Genomic DNA, 16,939 nt, shown 5'->3' with positions numbered 1-16,939 from the left:
GAGCGGGCAAGCGCAGTATCACGCTTGCCCGCTCTGTTTTTGAAAGCCGGTTTTTCTGCAGCCGACGCGGCGGGGCTGTTTGTTGTCTGTTGTCTTGGTTTTGGCTTTCCTGCCAGTTACTTCATAGATTCCAGAATGGCGTCCGCCAGTGCTTCCAGCTCAGTGCGCTTGTCCGTGCCCATGGACGAGGCGAGGCTGAGCCGCTCGTTGAGCACCGTCATGTTCTTTAGCTCATTGTTGACGAATTTCTGCATGAGGTCACCGGACTTCACCGCCCATGAGCCGTTTTCAATGATGGCAAAGGTGCGGTTTTGCAGATTCAGCGCCTTCATATCCATGAGGAAGTCATGCATGGCGGGGTAGATGCCGAGGTTGTAGGTCACAGAGGCCAGGACAATGTGACTGTACTTAAATGCCTCGGAGATCAGCTGGGAGACATGAGTGGAGGACACATCGTACATCGCCACCTTGCTCATGCCCTTATCGCAGAGCGACGTCGCCAGCGCCTGCGCCGCGTTCTCCGTGTTGCCGTACATAGAGGCGTAGACGATGAGCACGCCCTGGGTCTCAGGGGCATAGCGGCTCCATGTGTCGTACTTTTCGATGAACCAGCCCAGATCCTTGCGCCACACGGGGCCGTGGAGCGGGCAGATGTACTTGATCTGATCCAAAACGCCGCCGGCCTTTTTCAGCAGGAGCTGGATGTGGGGGCCGTACTTGCCCACGATGTTGGTGAGGTAGCGGCGGGCGTCGTCCAGCCAGTCCCGCTCGAAGTCCACCTCGTCGGCGAACAGCTTGCCGTCCAGCGCGCCGAAGGTGCCGAAGGCGTCGGCGGAAAAGAGGACGCCGTCGGTGACGTCGAGGGTCACCATGGCCTCCGGCCAGTGAACCATAGGCGCGCCCACAAAGGTGACGGTGTGCTTGCCGAAGGAGAAGGTGTCGCCCTCCTTCACCTCGATGCACTCATGTCCGTCCACATGGAAGCCGAACTGCCGCATGAGCATGAATGCCTTCTCGTTGGAGATCAATTTCACCTTGGGATGGCGCAGCAGGATCTCCTCGATGCAGGCGGCGTGATCCGGCTCCAGATGGTTGACCAGCAGGTAGTCCAGCTCGCGGCCATCCAGCACATACGCCAGATTTTCCAAAAGCTGGCGGCAGGCAGACCAGTCCACCGTGTCAAAGAGCACCGTCTTTTCATCCAGCAGGCAGTAGGCGTTGTAGCTTACGCCCCGGGGAATGGGAAAGCAGTTTTCAAACAGGGCCAGGCGATGGTCGTTGGCGCCCACCCAGTAGAGGTCGTTCGTTACTTTACGCACGCAATACATCTTATCTTGCCTCCTTCACGGCCTCAAGCCTTTACAAATTGATCCTTCGTCTCCGCGCACTCGGGACACACCCACTCGGCGGGAAGCTGCTCAAAGAGCGTACCGGGCGCGATCTCGCCGTCCTCGTCGCCCAACTCCGGCACATACTCGTAGCCGCAGCCGCTGCAGACGTAGCGGTCGCCGATGGGGGCGGGCTTCGGCGGCGTGGGCCGCTTCATCTTTACCATGGGCGGCGCGGGCAGCTTTTCGCCGCTATCCAGCGCGGCAGTGAGCAGGGGCAGGATCTCCTCCACATCGCCCACGATGCCGTAGTCGCAGTTCTTAAAGATAGGCGCGTTACCGTTCTTATTGATGGCCACGATGGTGGAGGCGTCCTTGATGCCCTTAAGGTGCTGGGATGCGCCGGAGATGCCGCAGGCGATGTACAGATTGCCGGTGAACTTCTGACCGGACATACCCACATAGCGGTTCAGCGGCAGATATTTGAGAGTCTCCGCCACAGGGCGGGAAGAACCGATGGCCGCGCCGGCGGCCTTGGCCAGCGACTCTACCAGTTTCATGTTCTTTTTCTCCCCGATGCCCTTGCCCGCGGAGACCACCCGCTCCGCCTGCGGGATGGGCGTATCCATAGGGATGCCCACGGAGAAGTCGTGACCATCCTTCTTCAGCGCCGCCACAAGGTCGGCCACCTGCTGGGCAGCATCCCCCTCCCGGAAGATGGTCTTTTTGCGAATGCCGGTGATGGGCGCGGGTTTCTTGGCCGCCGAACGGCTCTCGCCGCCGGAGCTCTTGCCCAGCCTGCCCAACAGATGAGAGGCGATGACCACCCGCTGGATCTCGTTAGTGCCCTCGTAGAGGGTGGTGATCTTGGCGTCGCGGTAGGCCCGTTCCACCTCCATGCCCTTGAGGTAGCCGCTGCCGCCGTGGATCTGCAAGGCATCGTTGGTGACCTCCAGCGCGATGTCCGAGGCGTACATCTTCGCCATGGCGGACTCCATGCCGTAAGGCGCGTGCTGCTCCTTCAGCTCCGCCGCGGAGTAGATGAGGAACCGGGCGCAGCGCAGCTTGGTTGCCATATCCGCCAGCTTGAAGGCGATGCTCTGCTGGGCCGCGATGGGCTTGCCGAACTGGACGCGCTCCTTGGAATAGCTCAACGCGTGCTCAAACGCGCCCTGGGCGATGCCCAGCGCCTGCGCGGCGATGCCGATGCGTCCGCCGTCCAGCGTGGACATGGCAATCTTGAAGCCCTCGCCCTCCTTGCCCAATAGGTTTTCCTTGGGAACCTTCACGTCGTTGAAGATCAGCTCCGCCGTGGAGGAGGAGCGAATACCCATCTTGTCATAGTGGTCGCCGAACTCAAAGCCCTTCCAGCCCTTCTCCACGATGAAAGCGGAGATGCCCCGGGTGCCGATGTCCGGCGTGGTGACGGCGAAAACCACATAGGTGTCCGCCTTAGGGGCGTTGGTAATGAAGATCTTGCCGCCGTTGAGGAGGTAGTAGTCCCCCTTATCCAGCGCCGTGGTCTCCGTGCCGCCGGCGTCGGATCCGGCGTTGGTCTCCGTAAGGCCGAAGGCGCCGATTTTCTCGCCCTTGGCCAGCGGAACCAGATATTTCTTCTTCTGCTCCTCGGTGCCATAGGCGAAAATGGGCCATGAGCCGAGGGAGACGTGGGCGGAGAGGATTACGCCCGTGCCGCCGTCCACACGGGCCAGCTCCTCCACCGCGATGGCGTAGCTCAGAGCATCAAGACCGGCACCGCCGTACTCCTTGGGGTAGGGAATGCCCATCCAGCCCAGCTTCCCCAGCTTCTTGACAGCCTCCTCGGGAAACTCGTTGTTCTGATCCATTAAAAATGCGAGGGGCTTGATCTCCTCCTCCGCAAAACTCCGGATCTTCGCGCGCAGCTCTTCGTGCGCCGCCGTGGTTTGAAACAGCATACGGGTACCTCCTTTTAAAATTTTACAGCTTGCTTGTATCTTGGGGATCGGATCCGCCGGTCAGCAGCCTGCGCAGGCTCACGGCACGGAACGCCTCGTCCTGCTTTTGCTGCAAGGCCGCCAGCTGACAGTGGATGGCGCACCGCCCATACTTGTCCTGCCAGCGGCATTCATATCCCGGCTCCATGCAGGCGCATAGGATGCCCCGCTCCCCCACGACCCCCATGAGATCGTAGAGGGAGGTCGCGTCCAGATCGCAGGACAGCGCGCAGCCGCCGAGAGCGCCGCGGCTCACCCGCACCAAGTTGCCGGCGGAGAGCTTGCGCAGAATCTGGTAGGCAAACTGATTGGGGATCAATTCCGTTTCCGACATCTCGGCCACCGAATGCTTCTCCCCGTCCAGCAGCACCCGCAAAATGCGCAGCGCGTAGTCCGTCTCTTTGGTGATGATCATGCTCCACATCCTCTTTTCGCTTGCTTGTTAATACCATCATATCAATCTTGATAAAATTTGTCAAGATAATTTCAAAAAAAATATCGCTTTAATACAGACCGCCCCAGCACAGACCGCCCCAGCCCGGGTCAGCTTCGCTTTCCATTCAGCGAAAAGCCATGTTCCTTACAATTATAGAAGCCGAAAAAGCTGTGCCGTGGCAGTCCGCCGAAAGCAGAAAAGACTATGCCTGAAAACCAGAAAGCGGAGAAATTGGTTGGGGCTCGCAGGGGTCGCCCATCCAAGGCGGATGAGGCGATCCCTGGCAAGTCCAAGGCAAGCACCAAAGTGCGTGCTTTTCATTTTATATCCGACGCATTATGTTAAGATGTGCAGTAGATGTTCCATTTTGCTGTCCCATTCTCTGCTGGAATCGGCGCACTCTTTCAGTTCAGTTTCGATTTCAGCATTTATCGGCAGATTTTTCTTATAGCGGATGGTATGCTCAAGGCTTGCCCAGAAGTCCATAGCGATTGTACGGAGTTGTATCTCCACTGGCACATGGATCTCTTTTTCCGCAAAGAATACCGGCAGCCGGATCGTCAGGTGCAGACTGCGATAGCCATTTGGCTTAGGGTGTGAAATATAATCTTTCTCCGTGATGATTTCAATGTCAGACTGATCTTTTAAGCACTTTGCCAAAAAGAACACATCTTCCTCGAAAGAGCAGATCACCCGCACACCGGCAATATCCATGATATTTGCCTGCATGGTCGGAAAATCCAGAGAAAGTCCGCGCTTCTGCATCTTATTCATAATGCTGGACGGCGACTTCAAGCGACTTTTCATACTTTCTATCGGATTGCGATCATGCTGCAATGAAAACTCTTCGTTTAGAATTTCCAACCTGCTTTCCAGTGCTTTCAGCGCACATCGGTATTGCAGCATGACTTCCTGATACCTGCGATTTTCGCTTAAAAGGCGCTGGCACTGCAGATCATCTAAGCCTTTATCTGCCGCAACCGTCAAGCCAAATAAATTTTCACTCATAGTTTCTCCATTCCGCAGGGATAGGCGCTCCGCGCTGTCTGCTGCTCTTGTGTTACGACCTGATAAAAACTGTATCCGCCGGAGAGATGGGAACAGCTGAAACCATACTGCGTTAAAAGCCGACAGGCCAGATAACTGCGAAGCCCAGTCTGGCAATTCACATAGATAGGCTTGTCCCGCTCTAACTCGTCCAAGTGCTCCCGCAGATCGTCCAGTGGAATATTGCGGAATCCATTCAAGTGCCCACGCCGATATTCGCCTTCCGTACGGACGTCCAGCAGCGTCGCACTGCCATCGCAGGGCAAGTCCTCAACATCATTCCAATGGAACTGCTGCACTTTCCCGCTCTCCAAATCCTCGATCATAAAACCGGCCATATTGACCGGATCCTTGGCAGAGGAATAGGGCGGCGCATAGGAAAGGTCAAGTTCCGTCAGTTCCAAAGCTTTCATTTTTGCGCGAATGGCCGTTGCCAGTACATCAATACGCTTGTCCACGCCCTCGCCGCCAACAATCTGCGCACCGAGCAGCCGCAGGCTTTCTTTTTCATACAGTACTTTCATTGCCATTGACCGTGCGCCGGGATAATAGGCAGCGTGGGATGCCGGGAAAAGTACGACTTTGTCGTAAGCGATTCCTGCTGCCTGCGCTGCCTTTTCATTGATACCCGTGGAGGCCGCTGTCAAGCCAAACAGTTTCAGAACAGACGAACCCTGAGAGCCGGTAAAGTGGCTGTTGCCGCCGCAGATATTGTCAGCGGCAATGCGTCCCTGCTTGTTGGCGGGTCCCGCCAGCGAAATCAACGCTTTCTGCCCGGTTACAAAATGGGTGACCTCTACGGCATCGCCCACAGCATAGATGTCCGGCACGGAGGTTTCCATCCGTTCGTTGACAGCGATGCTGCCACGAATACCAAGCTCAAGACCGACATCTTTTGCTAAATGCGTATCTGGGGTAACACCGATGGCCAGCAAAACCATATCCGAATGCAGCGGCTCACTACCCTCCAGCAGGGTCAGCACGGAATCTCCGTCCTGTCGAAATCCGGTGACGGTTTCACCCAACCGCAGAGTCACGCCGTGTCTGCGCATTTCCGCATGGACAAAGCTCGCCATGTCCGCATCCAGTGGTGCTAATAGCTGATTGGGTCGCTGAACGATGGTGACAGAAACGCCCATTTCTGTAAGGTTTTCCGCCATTTCCAGACCGATAAAGCCGCCGCCAGCCAAAACAGCGCTTTTCAGCTTCTGATCCTCTACAAAGTGCCTAATGCGGAGGGTATCCTCCACGGTGCGCAGCGTGAAAACACGCTCACTGCTGACGCCGGAAAGCGCAGGAACCGTCGGCTTTGCGCCGGGTGCGAGGAGCAGTTTGTCATAGGTTTCCGTGTAGACCTTTCCACTATCCAATGCGTGAATGGTGACGGTTTTCTCTGTGGGATTGATCGCAGTTACTTCCTGCCGTACCCGCACATCAATGCGAAAGCGGTCCCAGAAGCTCTCCGGAGTTTGCAGTGTCAGTTCTTCTTGCTCCTTGATCACACCGCCCACATAATACGGCAGACCGCAGTTGGCATAGGACACATAGCCGCTGCGCTCGATCATGATGATCTGGGCGTGTTCATCCAAACGGCGGATGCGGGCAGCGGCAGAAGCACCGCCCGCCACACCGCCTACGATCACAACTTTCATCTTGCGCCCTCCACCATTGCGGCAATCTCCGACTTAGGCCGATAGCCGACCGATTTGGTAATGGCCTTTCCATCCTTGAATACGACCAGCATCGGGATGCTGGATACTTGAAAACGCATCGCCAGCTCCATCTGCTCGTCCACATTGACCTTGCCCACCTTGAGCGCACCGCTTTTTTCTTCGGCAAGCTCATGCAGTACGGGAGAGAGCATTTTGCACGGTCCGCACCAGTCCGCATAGAAATCCAGCAGGACGGGCTTGTCGGAATGCAGTACCTCATTTTCAAAATTCGCAGCAGTAATTTTCAGTTCAGCCATGAGAAAGGCTCCGTTCTGTTATCTTTGTTTATTCTTTGTTTTTCAGCTTGCAAATGCCCTGCGTCATGGTTCCCATCGGACAAAACGCACACCATGTGCGGGGCTTGTAGAGCACCATAACGATCAGACCCAGCAGCAGAGAGGTCAGCATGAGGCCATAAAAGCCAAAGCTGAACTGCGCCACCCAGTCAGTGACCGTACCGGCTGTATAAGTCCAGCTCCACGGCACACGGAATGTCCAGAACAGCTTAATGGCCTCCCGCAGGGACGTAGCACCAGCAGCGACCAGATAGGTCTGGAACACCATGTTGCCGAACATCGTCAGGAAAAAGAGCAAAAAGGCATAACGGAACCACTTGGAGGACATCCAGCGGGGCGTGGGCTTGCAGCGGGAGCATTTAAGGTCTGTCCCCAGCTTGCTGAACAGTTGACCCCGTCCGCAGAGGTGGTTGCAAAAGAATTTGTTCCCGCCAAAGATGGCTAAAAGCAGCGGCAGAAGAAAATCGATCATACCCAGCCACGCGAACAGGATATTGAAAAAGCCCAGTGCAAAATAGATGATGGCATATACCCACAGGTAATCGTACCAATGCTTTGCTTTCATGCGTCAGCCCTCACTTTCGCCTTAATGCAGCCGACGGGACAGAGCTTTGCGCACTTGCCGCAGCCTACGCAGCGTTCCGCCTCCACGGCGGCGTAGCAGCCACGGCGCACCTTGACGGCCCCCAGTGGACAGGTATTTTCACACACACCACAGGCGACACACCGCGTCTTATCTATGGCAGCCAGTTTCTTTGACAGCATAGCGTTCCTCCCTTAATCCTACAAGGATTTGTAATAGAGCATACAGTGGCAGACCCCCTCGAAGCCCGGATCTGCAATTGGATTCTTGAACTCCTGGCACATACATTTGGTTGCCTCTGTGCGCTCCCTGCGGCAGGGGCAGTACCCGCCGGTGCGCTTGAGTCCTTTTCTGATGGTGCTGACAATCTCCTGATCGGGATTGAGCTTGATTTTCATGTTCGCTAGCTCTTTCTTGATTGTGGCTTTATCATACCGCAGGACAAAGTCTTTTTCTGTGACGAGGTTACATTGAAAAAAAATCCGGTGCTTTTTGAGCACCGGATTTTAAGAAGGTGAATTACGCTTTCCACAGACTGTGGAGGTTGCAGTAGGCGTAGACCGCCTCGACCTCATCGCCCTCGCAGAGAGCGAAGCAGACCTCCGGCTTTTCGCCGGGATGCAGTTCCTTACGCTGATTGCCCTGCTTGGTCTGGAGAGATACCCATTCGATGTAGTGCTCCGGCAGCATGGGGTGCTCCACAGAGCCGACCTTGACATGGACGATGCCGTTTTCCACCGTCCAGACAGGGACGTGCTTTTCCACGGCGGCATCGGTGGTGCCGGGAACGATCTCGCTCATCGGCTCGCCGCAGCAGACAACAGGGACGCCTGCGTCCTTAACTTTGGCAATGATGTTACCGCAATGCTTGCAAATGTAAAACTTCTGCTCCATGATAATTCTCCTTTTCTTTTCTTTAATAGTTTTCTGCATGAATTTCAAAATAGCTCTGGGGATGGTTGCAGGTGGGGCAAACCTCCGGGGCCTTCTCGCCCACGACGATGTGACCGCAGTTGCGGCACTCCCACACCTTGACCTCACTCTTGGCAAAGACCTCTGCCATCTCCACATTGTGCAGCAGGGCACGGTAGCGCTCCTCATGGTGCTTTTCAATGGCGGCTACCAGGCGGAAACGCTGGGCCAGCTCATGAAAGCCTTCCTCATCGGCAGTTTTGACAAAGCCATCGTACATATCCGTCCACTCGTAGTTCTCACCCTCAGCGGCGGAGAGAAGGTTTTCTGCGGTGTCGCCAATGCCGTTCAGTTCTTTGAACCACAGCTTGGCGTGCTCCTTCTCATTATCAGCGGTTTTGAGGAACAGTGCCGCGATCTGCTCAAAGCCTTCCTTCTTGGCCTTGGATGCAAAATAGGTGTACTTGTTGCGTGCCTCGGACTCACCGGCAAAGGCAGCCATCAGGTTTTTTTCGGTTTGAGTTCCTGCGTATTTCGTCTCTTTCATGGTGGATACTATGAGTGATTTTGCCGTCCAAAGCTTCATAAAGCTTGAACTGCTCGGTGTGACCGAAGTGCTGAAAGATTTGACCGTTTTCATAGGCAACTGCAATTTTCATAATGGAATCTCCTTTGCAAGTTTTGCCTGATTTTTCCATGTTGGCTCTCTGCATCCAGCAGCAGCGGCCGCAGTGAGCTGCCTCCTGTCCTCCGCAGATGCGGTAGTTTCCCCCGGTGATGTGCAGCGGTTTCCCGTGGACAAGACACGCTGCGATCTTGCTCCGTGCGCTTTCGTAAATCTCCTGCACGGTAGAGCGGGAAATGTCCATTTGAGCGGCACACTGCTCGTGGGTTTGCTGCTCCAAGTCAACCAGCCGAATGACCTCGTATTCGTCCAGCGTCAGCAGGATCGGCTCGGTATTCTCGCACCCGTTGGGACAGAATGTATCGACCTGTGGTACGCCACAAATTTGACGGCACCGTGGCGGTCTTGGCATGGGAGCTTTCCTCCCTTTGTATTCGGTATATTCCGATTGTAGCACTTTGAGCAGAAAAAAGCAATTTTTTCAAAAGCTGCTACATTTTCCGTCCTCATATGTGTGCCGGCTGATATTCGGAGTCGAATGCTACATGTGAGCCTTGTGCGTAATGCCCACCGATCATGACCGTAGCGGCAGTCACAGCCTCCACATGAAAGCGTTCCCGGTAATGCTTGCATTTTCGTAAAAAAACGTTATAATTGAATCAGTTAAATCAAAGGAGGTATCAAATCATGAAATCACATAAATACTGGTCCTTAGGCGCACTTTTCTGTATGTTGGGATGCATTTATTCTGGAATCAAAAAATCTATGACTGCGCATAAATACTTTGCCTATTCTTCATTGCTTTGTATGGGTATGTCCATTTATTCCGGTCACAAACTGGTTTCTCCAAAGAAGAAAAAAATCACTAAATCAAATAATAGTGAGAATAGTTAAACAAAAAATTTCCTTTATTCATCAAAGACAAAGTTGCTGGAGAATTTTTTTCTCCAGCAGCTTTCTTTCATAGAGAAAACGCTGGGAGAGATCTCCCAGCGCAAGCAGCCCTAATCACAGTACCGACGTGTGCCAAGCCAAAGTGGACCCAGTACCCACAACCAAGGCAGTGAAAACGTTCTCGTCACTTTTAATACCGTAAGCACCAGCGTTAAAGCATACAAGAGGCTCATTGTAATTATTTCGGAACGGTCAGGTTTCTTATCCATACGCAGACCACCTCGAAAATCCGGTCACATCTGCGAAATAGTATAAAAGTCAGTATGCTTCATCCGGTTCGGTAGGTGCTGCGGTAATATCGCGGTAGAAAGTGGCCCATGCAGCTTCCTCATAGGGGCGTACAAAAAAGAAGCCAATGCTCAATGGAATTGTCAGCAGAAGAACAAGAGAAATCGCCATAGCCTCTGAACCGGTGAAATATTTGAGAACCAGAAAACCCCCGGCATACAGTGGCAACGAACAAAGCAGCTCCCAGCCAATGAAGCTGAAATCCAGACAGAACAGCCGCCATTTGTTGCCGTCCATGATTCGCCGGGATTCTGTGATCGCTTCATTTGCGGTCAGCGAAGGATGCTCGGACATGATGTAAGGTGTCATCGCATAGCTGTATGTTTTCACGATTCCCGGAATTACCAACAACAGCGACCAGAGGGCGATATACAGACCCTGCAGGAATTTCATGCAGAAGCCATCCCACAGACGGTCTTTCTGAGAGAACAAATCCGAGATGGCAGCATCCTTTCCATCTACAAGGTTCAAATTAAAATGAGCATATCCCAGTTGAGCTGCACCGCCCACGATCAGTTGGAGGACTGCCCACAGAACAATGCCGGCAAGCAGAACAGCAAGCAGCCGACCGCCGTTGGGCTGGGAGAACAGTTCAAAATGGATGTCCTTTGCCTGATTGGAATTGGATACGGCACTGTTGGAACTGCTCACAATGGTAGCACCGAGCGCACTGGCGGCAATACCTGTCAAAACAGCAGTTTTCCATTTTCCGCGCAGGGCATCGAGAGCGAGCATACGATAGTCGGCAGATACTTTCATAAAAGCAACCTCCTGTCTGAAAACGGCAAGGATTTGTGAAATAGGAAGATGATATGCCACTTTAATTTAGATACGTTTGAAAAGCTGAAAAAATTGCAGCATGAATGAAAAAGAGGCTGTTACACCGGTTTTATCCTTGTGCAACAGCCCCTTCCTTTACTTCAGCAGCTTGTCCAGTTCATCATATTGCATTACTGGAGCTTTGCAAGGATTTCTTCAGCCGTCATACCGCTGGCAAGCAGCTTCTTCAGCACATCTTCTGCTTCGCCCTTCTTTGCTTCTTCTGCTGCCTTTGCTTCGGCGGCAGCTTTTTTGTTTTCGGCTTTGGCAAGTTCCTTGGTGGCGGCTTTCAATTCTGCTTTCTTGGCTTTCAGCTGCGTCTTCAGATCATCGAGATTTGCAGTCAACGTAGCAACCTCAGATTCGATTTTCTCTTTTTTTGCGGCCTTTTCTGCAATGACTGCTACATAATCAACGCTGGCCTTTACAGTACGAGCCTTATTCTTGCTTCCCTTGGGTCTTGCCATAATAATTTCCTCCCATAAAGTGAAATAATTTGATACTTACAAGTATATTTCCAAATAGTCAGAATTGCAATAGGTAACCTGAGCTATTTTCAACTGCCAATGCAAATCTTATTCGGTATGCCCGAAGATCGTCGCAAATGTATTCCTTCAATGGTAACAATCATGGAGATTAGTGTTTATCTGGAGATTAATGGAACGCTAAAGCAGAAATGGGAAACCTTTAGCGACCTTGCAGATGCCAAAAACCGTAAGAAAGAGGTCGAATACAAAGAATCCGTCGGTACCTTTGTGGCACCCCAGTGCCGAACTCTAAAAGACTTGCTTACAGAATATGTTGCCCTGTACGGAAAAACCAAATGGGCACTCTCAACCTATCAATCAAACAATGCTCTGATTTCAAACTACATAATACCGCTTATCGGCTCAATGAAGCTGCAAGATCTCACCACCCGCGTAATTGAGGGATATTATCAGCGGCTGCTCAAATACGAAGCAGTCGACCCTATGTGTGGAAAGCGTCAGCATCAATACGTTTCTCCCGGCACGGTTCGTTCGGTTCACAAAATTTTGAGAAGTGCCTTTGAGCAGGCTGTAAAGTGGGAACTTATGGAAAAGAATCCCTGTATTTATGCCACCTTGCCCAAATACACTTCCAAGAAACGTGATATTTGGACAGCCGAAACGCTGTTCCGTGCTTTGAAAGTTTGTGATGATCCGAAGCTGCGGCTGTGCATCAATCTCTCGTTCTCCTGCTCCCTGCGTTTGGGCGAACTGCTCGGCCTGACTTGGGATTGCGTGGATATCTCCCCTGAAAGCATTGATGCAGGACGCGCATCCATTTACATAAACAAAGAACTTCAGCGTGTGGATGTTGCTTCACTGAACGCATTGGAAAACAAAAATGTTATCACCCGTTTTCCATCGCTGAGTTCCCGCTGCACTACGGTTCAGGTTCTGAAAAGCCCTAAAACGGATAGCAGTATCCGAACCATCTTCCTGCCCAAAACGGTCGCTGAAATGCTTGTCCAATATAAAGCCGAGCAAGACATGACAAGGGATGCACTGGGCACAGAGTACGCTGACTATAATCTTGTGGTCGCCGGCCCGCTGGGAATGCCGACCGAACAATCCACCATCAACGGTGCATTGAAGCAGCTGATTGAGGAAAACAATCTTCCCAAAGTAGTTTTTCACAGTTTTCGACACTCCAGCATTACATACAAGCTCAAGCTGAACGGCGGCGATATCAAAGCCGTGCAGGGCGATTCCGGTCATGCACAGGCTTCAATGGTCACCGAGCAGTACGCACACATTCTGGATGATGACCGGCGTTTGAACGCACAGCGATTCGACGATTTCTTCTACAATATTAAATTTCTTTTCCATTGCACACTCCTAAGATCACGCAAAGTTCCTTGCATCCAGTGCCTTTACTCCCGTAAGAATACCATAAGACCCTTCCTTTTACAAGACAATGCGCATTTCCATTCGCACTGTTACATAGACCAGAGTTTTCTCGCAGAAAGCTCTGGTCTTTTTCTATTGAAAACATTAGTCCATCACACCAGTTACGGCTGTATGGACTGGTTCACGAATGCTAAACAAGCAAATATCCGTAGGGAAACGTACACTTCCCAGCTAATGAAAGGTGGGCATTTTACAATGAACCTTCCACTTTTCATTAGCTCTGCTAATTTTCTGCTAATGAAAAGCCTTTTACTCGTTTTATTTCGGGGTTTGTGTTCTTTACTCGGATTGACAGCACAACAAAAAATCCATTGATAAAACGTTACTTGTTTTACCTACTTTTGTCTAGGATTTATTGCTTCAGCCCCTACTCCTAAGCCTGAGGCCCCCGGTTCGAATCCGGGCGGGGACGCCATATTTTAAGAAAATGCGAAGGTCATTTTTCCATGTGAAAGACGATCTTCGCATTTTTCATTTTGAACCTATCACCAAAATTAGCCAGCGAATGCCATTAGCAGAATTTTCGGTTCCAGCTAATAAAATCAGGCTTCCAGCTAATTGAGGCCAAAATCGCCGTTTTCTATGCTTTATGCAACTTCACAGCATAAGAAAACCTTTTGGACATACAAAAAAGCGCAGAAGGCTTCCTTTGAGAAACACCTTCTGCGCTTTTCTGTTTTTACATTGCGATCCAGCCCAGAGCATTTGCCACAGAGCTGATCAGGATAATGGCCGCAAAGATGGGGCACAGATACTGGATCATGAAGTTGAAGATCTTTTTACGGCGGAAGGGCTTGCCGCCCAGCGTCACCTCTTCTTCGATCTTCTGCACGCCGATCACGCGGGACACCAGCAGGCAGATAGCAATGGCTGCAATGGGCATCATGACAGAGTTGGTGAGGAAATCGAAGAAATCCAGAAACTGCATTCCGAACACCGTCACGCCCGCCAGCGGGCCATAGCCCAGTGCCGAAAGGCTGCCCAGCGCCACCATGATCAGGCCGATCAGTGCCGTTGCGCGCTCGCGGCTCCAGCCCAGCTCGTCCTCAAAGGTGGAGACAGCGCTCTCGGTCAGGGCAATGGAGCTGGTCACGGCTGCAAACAGCACCAGCAAAAAGAACAGGATGCCCACCACATGGCCAAAGCCCATGCTCTCAAACACCTTGGGGATGGTAATGAACATCAGCGCCGGGCCGGCCTGCAGGGTGTCCGGGTCGCCGCCGGAGAAGGAGAACACCGCCGGAATGATCATCAGGCCCGCCATGATGGCAATGGCCGTGTCAAACACCTCCACGTTCTCGGTGGATTCCTCAATGGAGACCTCCTTCTTCATATAGGAGCCAAAGGTGACCAGAATGCCCATAGCGATGGACAGCGAATAGAACATCTGGCCCATGGCCGTGACCACCGTCATCCAGGAAAAGTTTGCCACGTTCGGCACCAGAAAATACTTCACGCCTGCCAACGCACCCGGGCGCGTGACCGAGTAGCCTGCAATGACCACCGAAAGCACCACCAGCACCGGCATCATCACCTTGGAAACACGCTCCACGCCGTTGCGCACACCTGCAAAGATGATGGCCAGCGTAAAGGCCGTGAAGATCAGAAAGCACACCTCTGCCGACAGTCCGCTGGAAATGAAATTGGAAAAATAACCGTCCTGCGAAAGCTCACTGCCATGGCCGCTGATATACTCCGACAGATAGCGGATGACCCAGCCGCCGATGACCGAATAGTACGGCACGATCAGAATGGGAATGACCGCATTGATCCAGCCGCCAAACCGCAGGCCGCCCTTTTTGCCAAAAGCTCCAAAGGCACCCACCGGGCTTTTGTGGGTCATGCGGCCCAGTGCCGTTTCGGCCACGATCATCGTGTAGCCAAAGGTGACGGCCAGCACGATGTACACCAGCAGAAAAATGCCGCCGCCGTATTTCGCGGCGAGGTACGGAAACCGCCAGATGTTGCCCAGACCTACCGAAGCGCCTGCGGCCGACAGCACAAAGCCGATCTTGCCGGAAAAGGCGCTGCGCTTTTGTTTTTGCGTATCCATGATTTAATTCCTCTTTTCCTATATTCCTATACACAAGTGGCCTTAGTGTACCATATCTGTCCGTCAAATACAATGGTCCCGCCTGTTTGCGTGCAAAAAACAAACAGCGCCCCGCAAGGGAGCGCTGCCTGTTTTTTATAAGAGGTATACGCGTTGATCTCAGAAGATGCTGTAGCCCAGCAGCTGCGGCAGGGCGGTAGTAAGCGGGCCCCACAGGCTGATGGAGATCAGAACGATCACGTTGCAGATCACGTAGGGCGCTGCGCCCTTGAAGATCTCGATGATGGGCATGCGGTTGATCTTGTTGCAGGCGTTCAGGCACATGCCGACCGGCGGAGTGACCAGACCGATGGCCAGACCGGTGATCATCATGGCACCGAACTGCAGCGGCGAGAAGCCGTACTGCACCATGACCGGCAGCAGGATGGGGGTGAGCAGCAGGATGGCCGGGCTGACGTCGATGAAGGTGCCGATCATCAGGATCAGCACATCGAAGATCAGCGCAATGGCCCATGCGGGCATGTTCAGAGACATGAAGAAGGCACCCACCGTCTGCGGCACCTTCTGCATGGTCAGCACCCATGTGAAGATGGTGGTGAAGCCGATGATGAGCATGATGGAGGAAGAAGAGATCAGGGTCTTTTTCAAAGCTTCCCAGACACCCTTCCATGTCAGCTCCTTGTAGACGAAGAAGCCCACCAGCATGGAATACAGCACGGCCACACCGGCACTTTCGGATGCAGTGCACACGCCGAAGGAAACGCAGATGATGATGAACAGCGGCATGATGAGGGCAGGGATGCCGGAAAGCAGGCTCTTGGCGGCGCGCTTGCCGTCAAACTTGACCTTTTCCGGATGCCAGCCCTTCTTGGCGCTGATGATGTACACCAGCACCAGCTGGGTCAGACCGATCAGGATGCCGGGCACGGCACCTGCCACGAACAGCGCACCCACCGATGCACCGGAGATCATGGAGTAAACGATCATGGGTGTGGAGGGCGGGATGATCATGCCCATGGTAGAGGATGCCACCGTGATACCGGCAGAAGCTTCCGGCGGGTAGCCTTCCTTCTCCATGGCGGGGATCAGGATGGAACCCAGAGCCGAGGTATCGGCCACAGAGGAACCGGAAATGCCGCCAAAGATCATGGAAGCCACAATGTTCACTTCGCCCAGACCGCCGCGGATGGGCCGCAGCAGTTCCATGCAGAAGTTAATAATGCGCTGGGTGATGCCGCCGGTGTTCATCAGTTCGCCAGCCAGCATGAACAGCGGCATGGCGATCATCAGCTCACTGTAGGCACCGTTCCACACGCGCTGCGGCAGCATGGTGATAAAGGTAGGTGCATAGATCAGGATGTAGGTCACGCAGGAAGCACCGATGGCGAAAGCCAGCGGGATGCCCAGCGCGGCAAAGAAGATCAGCAGCACCAGAAGGATGAGCATTGCCATAGTTGTGTATTCTCCCCTTTCCTCTTATGCGTCGTCACGGCTCAGCGCCTGATTCTTGGGCGCAAAGTAGGAAATATCGGCCTTGTACAGGGTGATGATCTTGATCACGACGCAGATGGCACAGATGATGCCGCACACCGGCATGATGCCGTACATATACATCATGGGGATCTCCATGCCCTGACTGATCTGCTTACCGGCAACTCCCACATACTTGAAGCCCTGATAGGTGAACACCAGCACCACGGCCAGCACGATGAGGTAATTGACGATAGCCAGCCAGCGCTTGCGGGCAGGCTTGACACCGTCGTAAAGGATGTCGATCATGACGTGCTCGTCCTTGATCACGTTGATGCCCATGCCCCAGAAGGTGGTAAAGGCAAACAGGGTGGTGTTGAACTCTGCCAGTTCCTTCCAGCTCAGCGAGAAGAAGTAGCGTGCAATGACCGTAAAGATCACAAGAGCTGCCAGCAGTGCCATGGCAATGACGCCGATGGTAAAATACACGTCGAACAGCTTTTTCC

Annotated in this window: 19 protein-coding genes; 2 read left to right on the top strand and 17 right to left on the bottom strand. The window is 53.2% G+C overall.

Features of this window, described 5'->3' with window-relative positions; all coding sequences use genetic code 11:
- Positions 1–116 precede the first annotated feature (116 nt).
- The 12 genes from MTP41_RS11150 to MTP41_RS11095 all read right to left on the bottom strand — a co-directional run bounded on the left by MTP41_RS11150 (position 117) and on the right by MTP41_RS11095 (position 9,327).
- Positions 117–1,328: an FprA family A-type flavoprotein gene (locus MTP41_RS11150; protein WP_005946385.1), complete on the bottom strand. Its 1,212-nt coding sequence runs from the start codon at positions 1,326–1,328 to the stop codon at positions 117–119.
- Between the two features lie 23 nt (positions 1,329–1,351).
- On the bottom strand, positions 1,352–3,265 hold the full coding sequence (locus tag MTP41_RS11145) for an acyl-CoA dehydrogenase family protein (RefSeq protein ID WP_097777351.1): 1,914 nt from the start codon (positions 3,263–3,265) through the stop codon (positions 1,352–1,354).
- Between the two features lie 22 nt (positions 3,266–3,287).
- Positions 3,288–3,719 (bottom strand): RrF2 family transcriptional regulator, encoded by a 432-nt coding sequence (locus tag MTP41_RS11140; RefSeq protein WP_249235535.1) that lies wholly within the window; start codon positions 3,717–3,719, stop codon positions 3,288–3,290.
- 357 nt (positions 3,720–4,076) lie between these two features.
- A complete protein-coding gene (locus MTP41_RS11135; RefSeq protein ID WP_117506265.1) occupies positions 4,077–4,748 on the bottom strand; it encodes a GTP pyrophosphokinase in 672 nt (223 codons plus the stop codon).
- Positions 4,745–6,439, bottom strand: coding sequence for an FAD-dependent oxidoreductase (locus tag MTP41_RS11130; RefSeq protein ID WP_249235534.1), 1,695 nt, complete (start codon positions 6,437–6,439; stop codon positions 4,745–4,747). Before MTP41_RS11130 ends, MTP41_RS11135 begins: the two co-directional genes overlap by 4 nt.
- Complete coding sequence (gene trxA, locus MTP41_RS11125; protein ID WP_156075278.1) at positions 6,436–6,756, bottom strand: thioredoxin; 321 nt, start codon at positions 6,754–6,756, stop codon at positions 6,436–6,438. Before trxA ends, MTP41_RS11130 begins: the two co-directional genes overlap by 4 nt.
- Before the next feature lie 28 nt (positions 6,757–6,784).
- Positions 6,785–7,360 carry a 4Fe-4S binding protein gene (locus MTP41_RS11120; RefSeq protein ID WP_120121338.1) on the bottom strand — a complete coding sequence of 192 codons (576 nt, stop codon included), beginning with the start codon at positions 7,358–7,360 and terminating at the stop codon, positions 6,785–6,787.
- A complete protein-coding gene (locus MTP41_RS11115; RefSeq protein WP_249235533.1) occupies positions 7,357–7,560 on the bottom strand; it encodes a 4Fe-4S binding protein in 204 nt (67 codons plus the stop codon). Before MTP41_RS11115 ends, MTP41_RS11120 begins: the two co-directional genes overlap by 4 nt.
- Positions 7,561–7,578: 18 nt before the next feature.
- The gene (locus MTP41_RS11110) at positions 7,579–7,776 is read right to left on the bottom strand and encodes a ferredoxin-thioredoxin reductase catalytic domain-containing protein (RefSeq protein ID WP_097771466.1); all 198 of its coding nucleotides are present in this window, start codon (positions 7,774–7,776) and stop codon (positions 7,579–7,581) included.
- A gap of 121 nt (positions 7,777–7,897) precedes the next feature.
- Entirely contained in the window at positions 7,898–8,272 is a 375-nt protein-coding gene (locus MTP41_RS11105; protein WP_005946408.1) for a desulfoferrodoxin family protein, read from the bottom strand.
- 22 nt (positions 8,273–8,294) lie between these two features.
- A complete protein-coding gene (gene rbr / locus MTP41_RS11100) occupies positions 8,295–8,837 on the bottom strand; it encodes a rubrerythrin (RefSeq protein WP_249236571.1) in 543 nt (180 codons plus the stop codon).
- Positions 8,773–9,327 carry a DUF134 domain-containing protein gene (locus tag MTP41_RS11095; RefSeq protein ID WP_243111493.1) on the bottom strand — a complete coding sequence of 185 codons (555 nt, stop codon included), beginning with the start codon at positions 9,325–9,327 and terminating at the stop codon, positions 8,773–8,775. Before MTP41_RS11095 ends, rbr begins: the two co-directional genes overlap by 65 nt.
- Before the next feature lie 275 nt (positions 9,328–9,602).
- Between MTP41_RS11095 and MTP41_RS11090 the strand changes: the two genes are divergently transcribed.
- On the top strand, positions 9,603–9,809 hold the full coding sequence (locus MTP41_RS11090; RefSeq protein WP_082210884.1) for a DUF6219 family protein: 207 nt from the start codon (positions 9,603–9,605) through the stop codon (positions 9,807–9,809).
- 318 nt (positions 9,810–10,127) lie between these two features.
- On the opposite strand, the gene MTP41_RS11085 is transcribed toward MTP41_RS11090, so the two are convergent.
- Together MTP41_RS11085 and MTP41_RS11080 are read right to left on the bottom strand one after the other, a co-directional pair.
- Positions 10,128–10,916: a DUF975 family protein gene (locus tag MTP41_RS11085; RefSeq protein WP_249235532.1), complete on the bottom strand. Its 789-nt coding sequence runs from the start codon at positions 10,914–10,916 to the stop codon at positions 10,128–10,130.
- Between the two features lie 191 nt (positions 10,917–11,107).
- Positions 11,108–11,443 carry a hypothetical protein gene (locus MTP41_RS11080; RefSeq protein ID WP_015565819.1) on the bottom strand — a complete coding sequence of 112 codons (336 nt, stop codon included), beginning with the start codon at positions 11,441–11,443 and terminating at the stop codon, positions 11,108–11,110.
- 162 nt (positions 11,444–11,605) lie between these two features.
- Between MTP41_RS11080 and MTP41_RS11075 the strand changes: the two genes are divergently transcribed.
- The gene (locus tag MTP41_RS11075) at positions 11,606–13,225 is read left to right on the top strand and encodes a tyrosine-type recombinase/integrase (protein ID WP_249235531.1); all 1,620 of its coding nucleotides are present in this window, start codon (positions 11,606–11,608) and stop codon (positions 13,223–13,225) included.
- A gap of 364 nt (positions 13,226–13,589) precedes the next feature.
- Here MTP41_RS11075 and MTP41_RS11070 read toward each other — a convergent pair whose 3' ends face one another.
- From MTP41_RS11070 to MTP41_RS11060, 3 genes are all read right to left on the bottom strand, one after another.
- Positions 13,590–14,963, bottom strand: a complete 1,374-nt coding sequence (locus tag MTP41_RS11070; protein WP_097780897.1) for a sodium-dependent transporter — start codon at positions 14,961–14,963, stop codon at positions 13,590–13,592.
- 159 nt (positions 14,964–15,122) lie between these two features.
- Complete coding sequence (locus MTP41_RS11065; protein WP_097780898.1) at positions 15,123–16,415, bottom strand: TRAP transporter large permease; 1,293 nt, start codon at positions 16,413–16,415, stop codon at positions 15,123–15,125.
- A gap of 24 nt (positions 16,416–16,439) precedes the next feature.
- Entirely contained in the window at positions 16,440–16,922 is a 483-nt protein-coding gene (locus MTP41_RS11060; RefSeq protein WP_249235530.1) for a TRAP transporter small permease, read from the bottom strand.
- Between the last annotated feature and the right edge of the window lie 17 nt (positions 16,923–16,939).

Source organism: Faecalibacterium sp. I4-3-84, from assembly GCF_023347255.1.
Lineage (GTDB): Bacteria > Bacillota > Clostridia > Oscillospirales > Ruminococcaceae > Faecalibacterium > Faecalibacterium taiwanense.
The sequence above is the reverse complement of the archived record's forward strand: the minus strand, read 5'-3'. Positions and strand labels throughout refer to the sequence as shown.

Bases quoted from the DNA above. Each gene is read 5' to 3' on its own strand.
- MTP41_RS11150 (WP_005946385.1), bottom strand. From the start codon at position 1,328: ATGTATTGCGTGCGTAAAGTAACGAACGACCTCTACTGGGTGGGCGCC.
- MTP41_RS11145 (WP_097777351.1), bottom strand. From the start codon at position 3,265: ATGCTGTTTCAAACCACGGCGGCGCACGAAGAGCTGCGCGCGAAGATC.
- MTP41_RS11140 (WP_249235535.1), bottom strand. From the start codon at position 3,719: ATGATCATCACCAAAGAGACGGACTACGCGCTGCGCATTTTGCGGGTG.
- MTP41_RS11135 (WP_117506265.1), bottom strand. From the start codon at position 4,748: ATGAGTGAAAATTTATTTGGCTTGACGGTTGCGGCAGATAAAGGCTTA.
- MTP41_RS11130 (WP_249235534.1), bottom strand. From the start codon at position 6,439: ATGAAAGTTGTGATCGTAGGCGGTGTGGCGGGCGGTGCTTCTGCCGCT.
- trxA (WP_156075278.1), bottom strand. From the start codon at position 6,756: ATGGCTGAACTGAAAATTACTGCTGCGAATTTTGAAAATGAGGTACTG.
- MTP41_RS11120 (WP_120121338.1), bottom strand. From the start codon at position 7,360: ATGAAAGCAAAGCATTGGTACGATTACCTGTGGGTATATGCCATCATC.
- MTP41_RS11115 (WP_249235533.1), bottom strand. From the start codon at position 7,560: ATGCTGTCAAAGAAACTGGCTGCCATAGATAAGACGCGGTGTGTCGCC.
- MTP41_RS11110 (WP_097771466.1), bottom strand. From the start codon at position 7,776: ATGAAAATCAAGCTCAATCCCGATCAGGAGATTGTCAGCACCATCAGA.
- MTP41_RS11105 (WP_005946408.1), bottom strand. From the start codon at position 8,272: ATGGAGCAGAAGTTTTACATTTGCAAGCATTGCGGTAACATCATTGCC.
- rbr (WP_249236571.1), bottom strand. From the start codon at position 8,837: ATGAAAGAGACGAAATACGCAGGAACTCAAACCGAAAAAAACCTGATG.
- MTP41_RS11095 (WP_243111493.1), bottom strand. From the start codon at position 9,327: ATGCCAAGACCGCCACGGTGCCGTCAAATTTGTGGCGTACCACAGGTC.
- MTP41_RS11090 (WP_082210884.1), top strand. From the start codon at position 9,603: ATGAAATCACATAAATACTGGTCCTTAGGCGCACTTTTCTGTATGTTG.
- MTP41_RS11085 (WP_249235532.1), bottom strand. From the start codon at position 10,916: ATGAAAGTATCTGCCGACTATCGTATGCTCGCTCTCGATGCCCTGCGC.
- MTP41_RS11080 (WP_015565819.1), bottom strand. From the start codon at position 11,443: ATGGCAAGACCCAAGGGAAGCAAGAATAAGGCTCGTACTGTAAAGGCC.
- MTP41_RS11075 (WP_249235531.1), top strand. From the start codon at position 11,606: ATGGAGATTAGTGTTTATCTGGAGATTAATGGAACGCTAAAGCAGAAA.
- MTP41_RS11070 (WP_097780897.1), bottom strand. From the start codon at position 14,963: ATGGATACGCAAAAACAAAAGCGCAGCGCCTTTTCCGGCAAGATCGGC.
- MTP41_RS11065 (WP_097780898.1), bottom strand. From the start codon at position 16,415: ATGGCAATGCTCATCCTTCTGGTGCTGCTGATCTTCTTTGCCGCGCTG.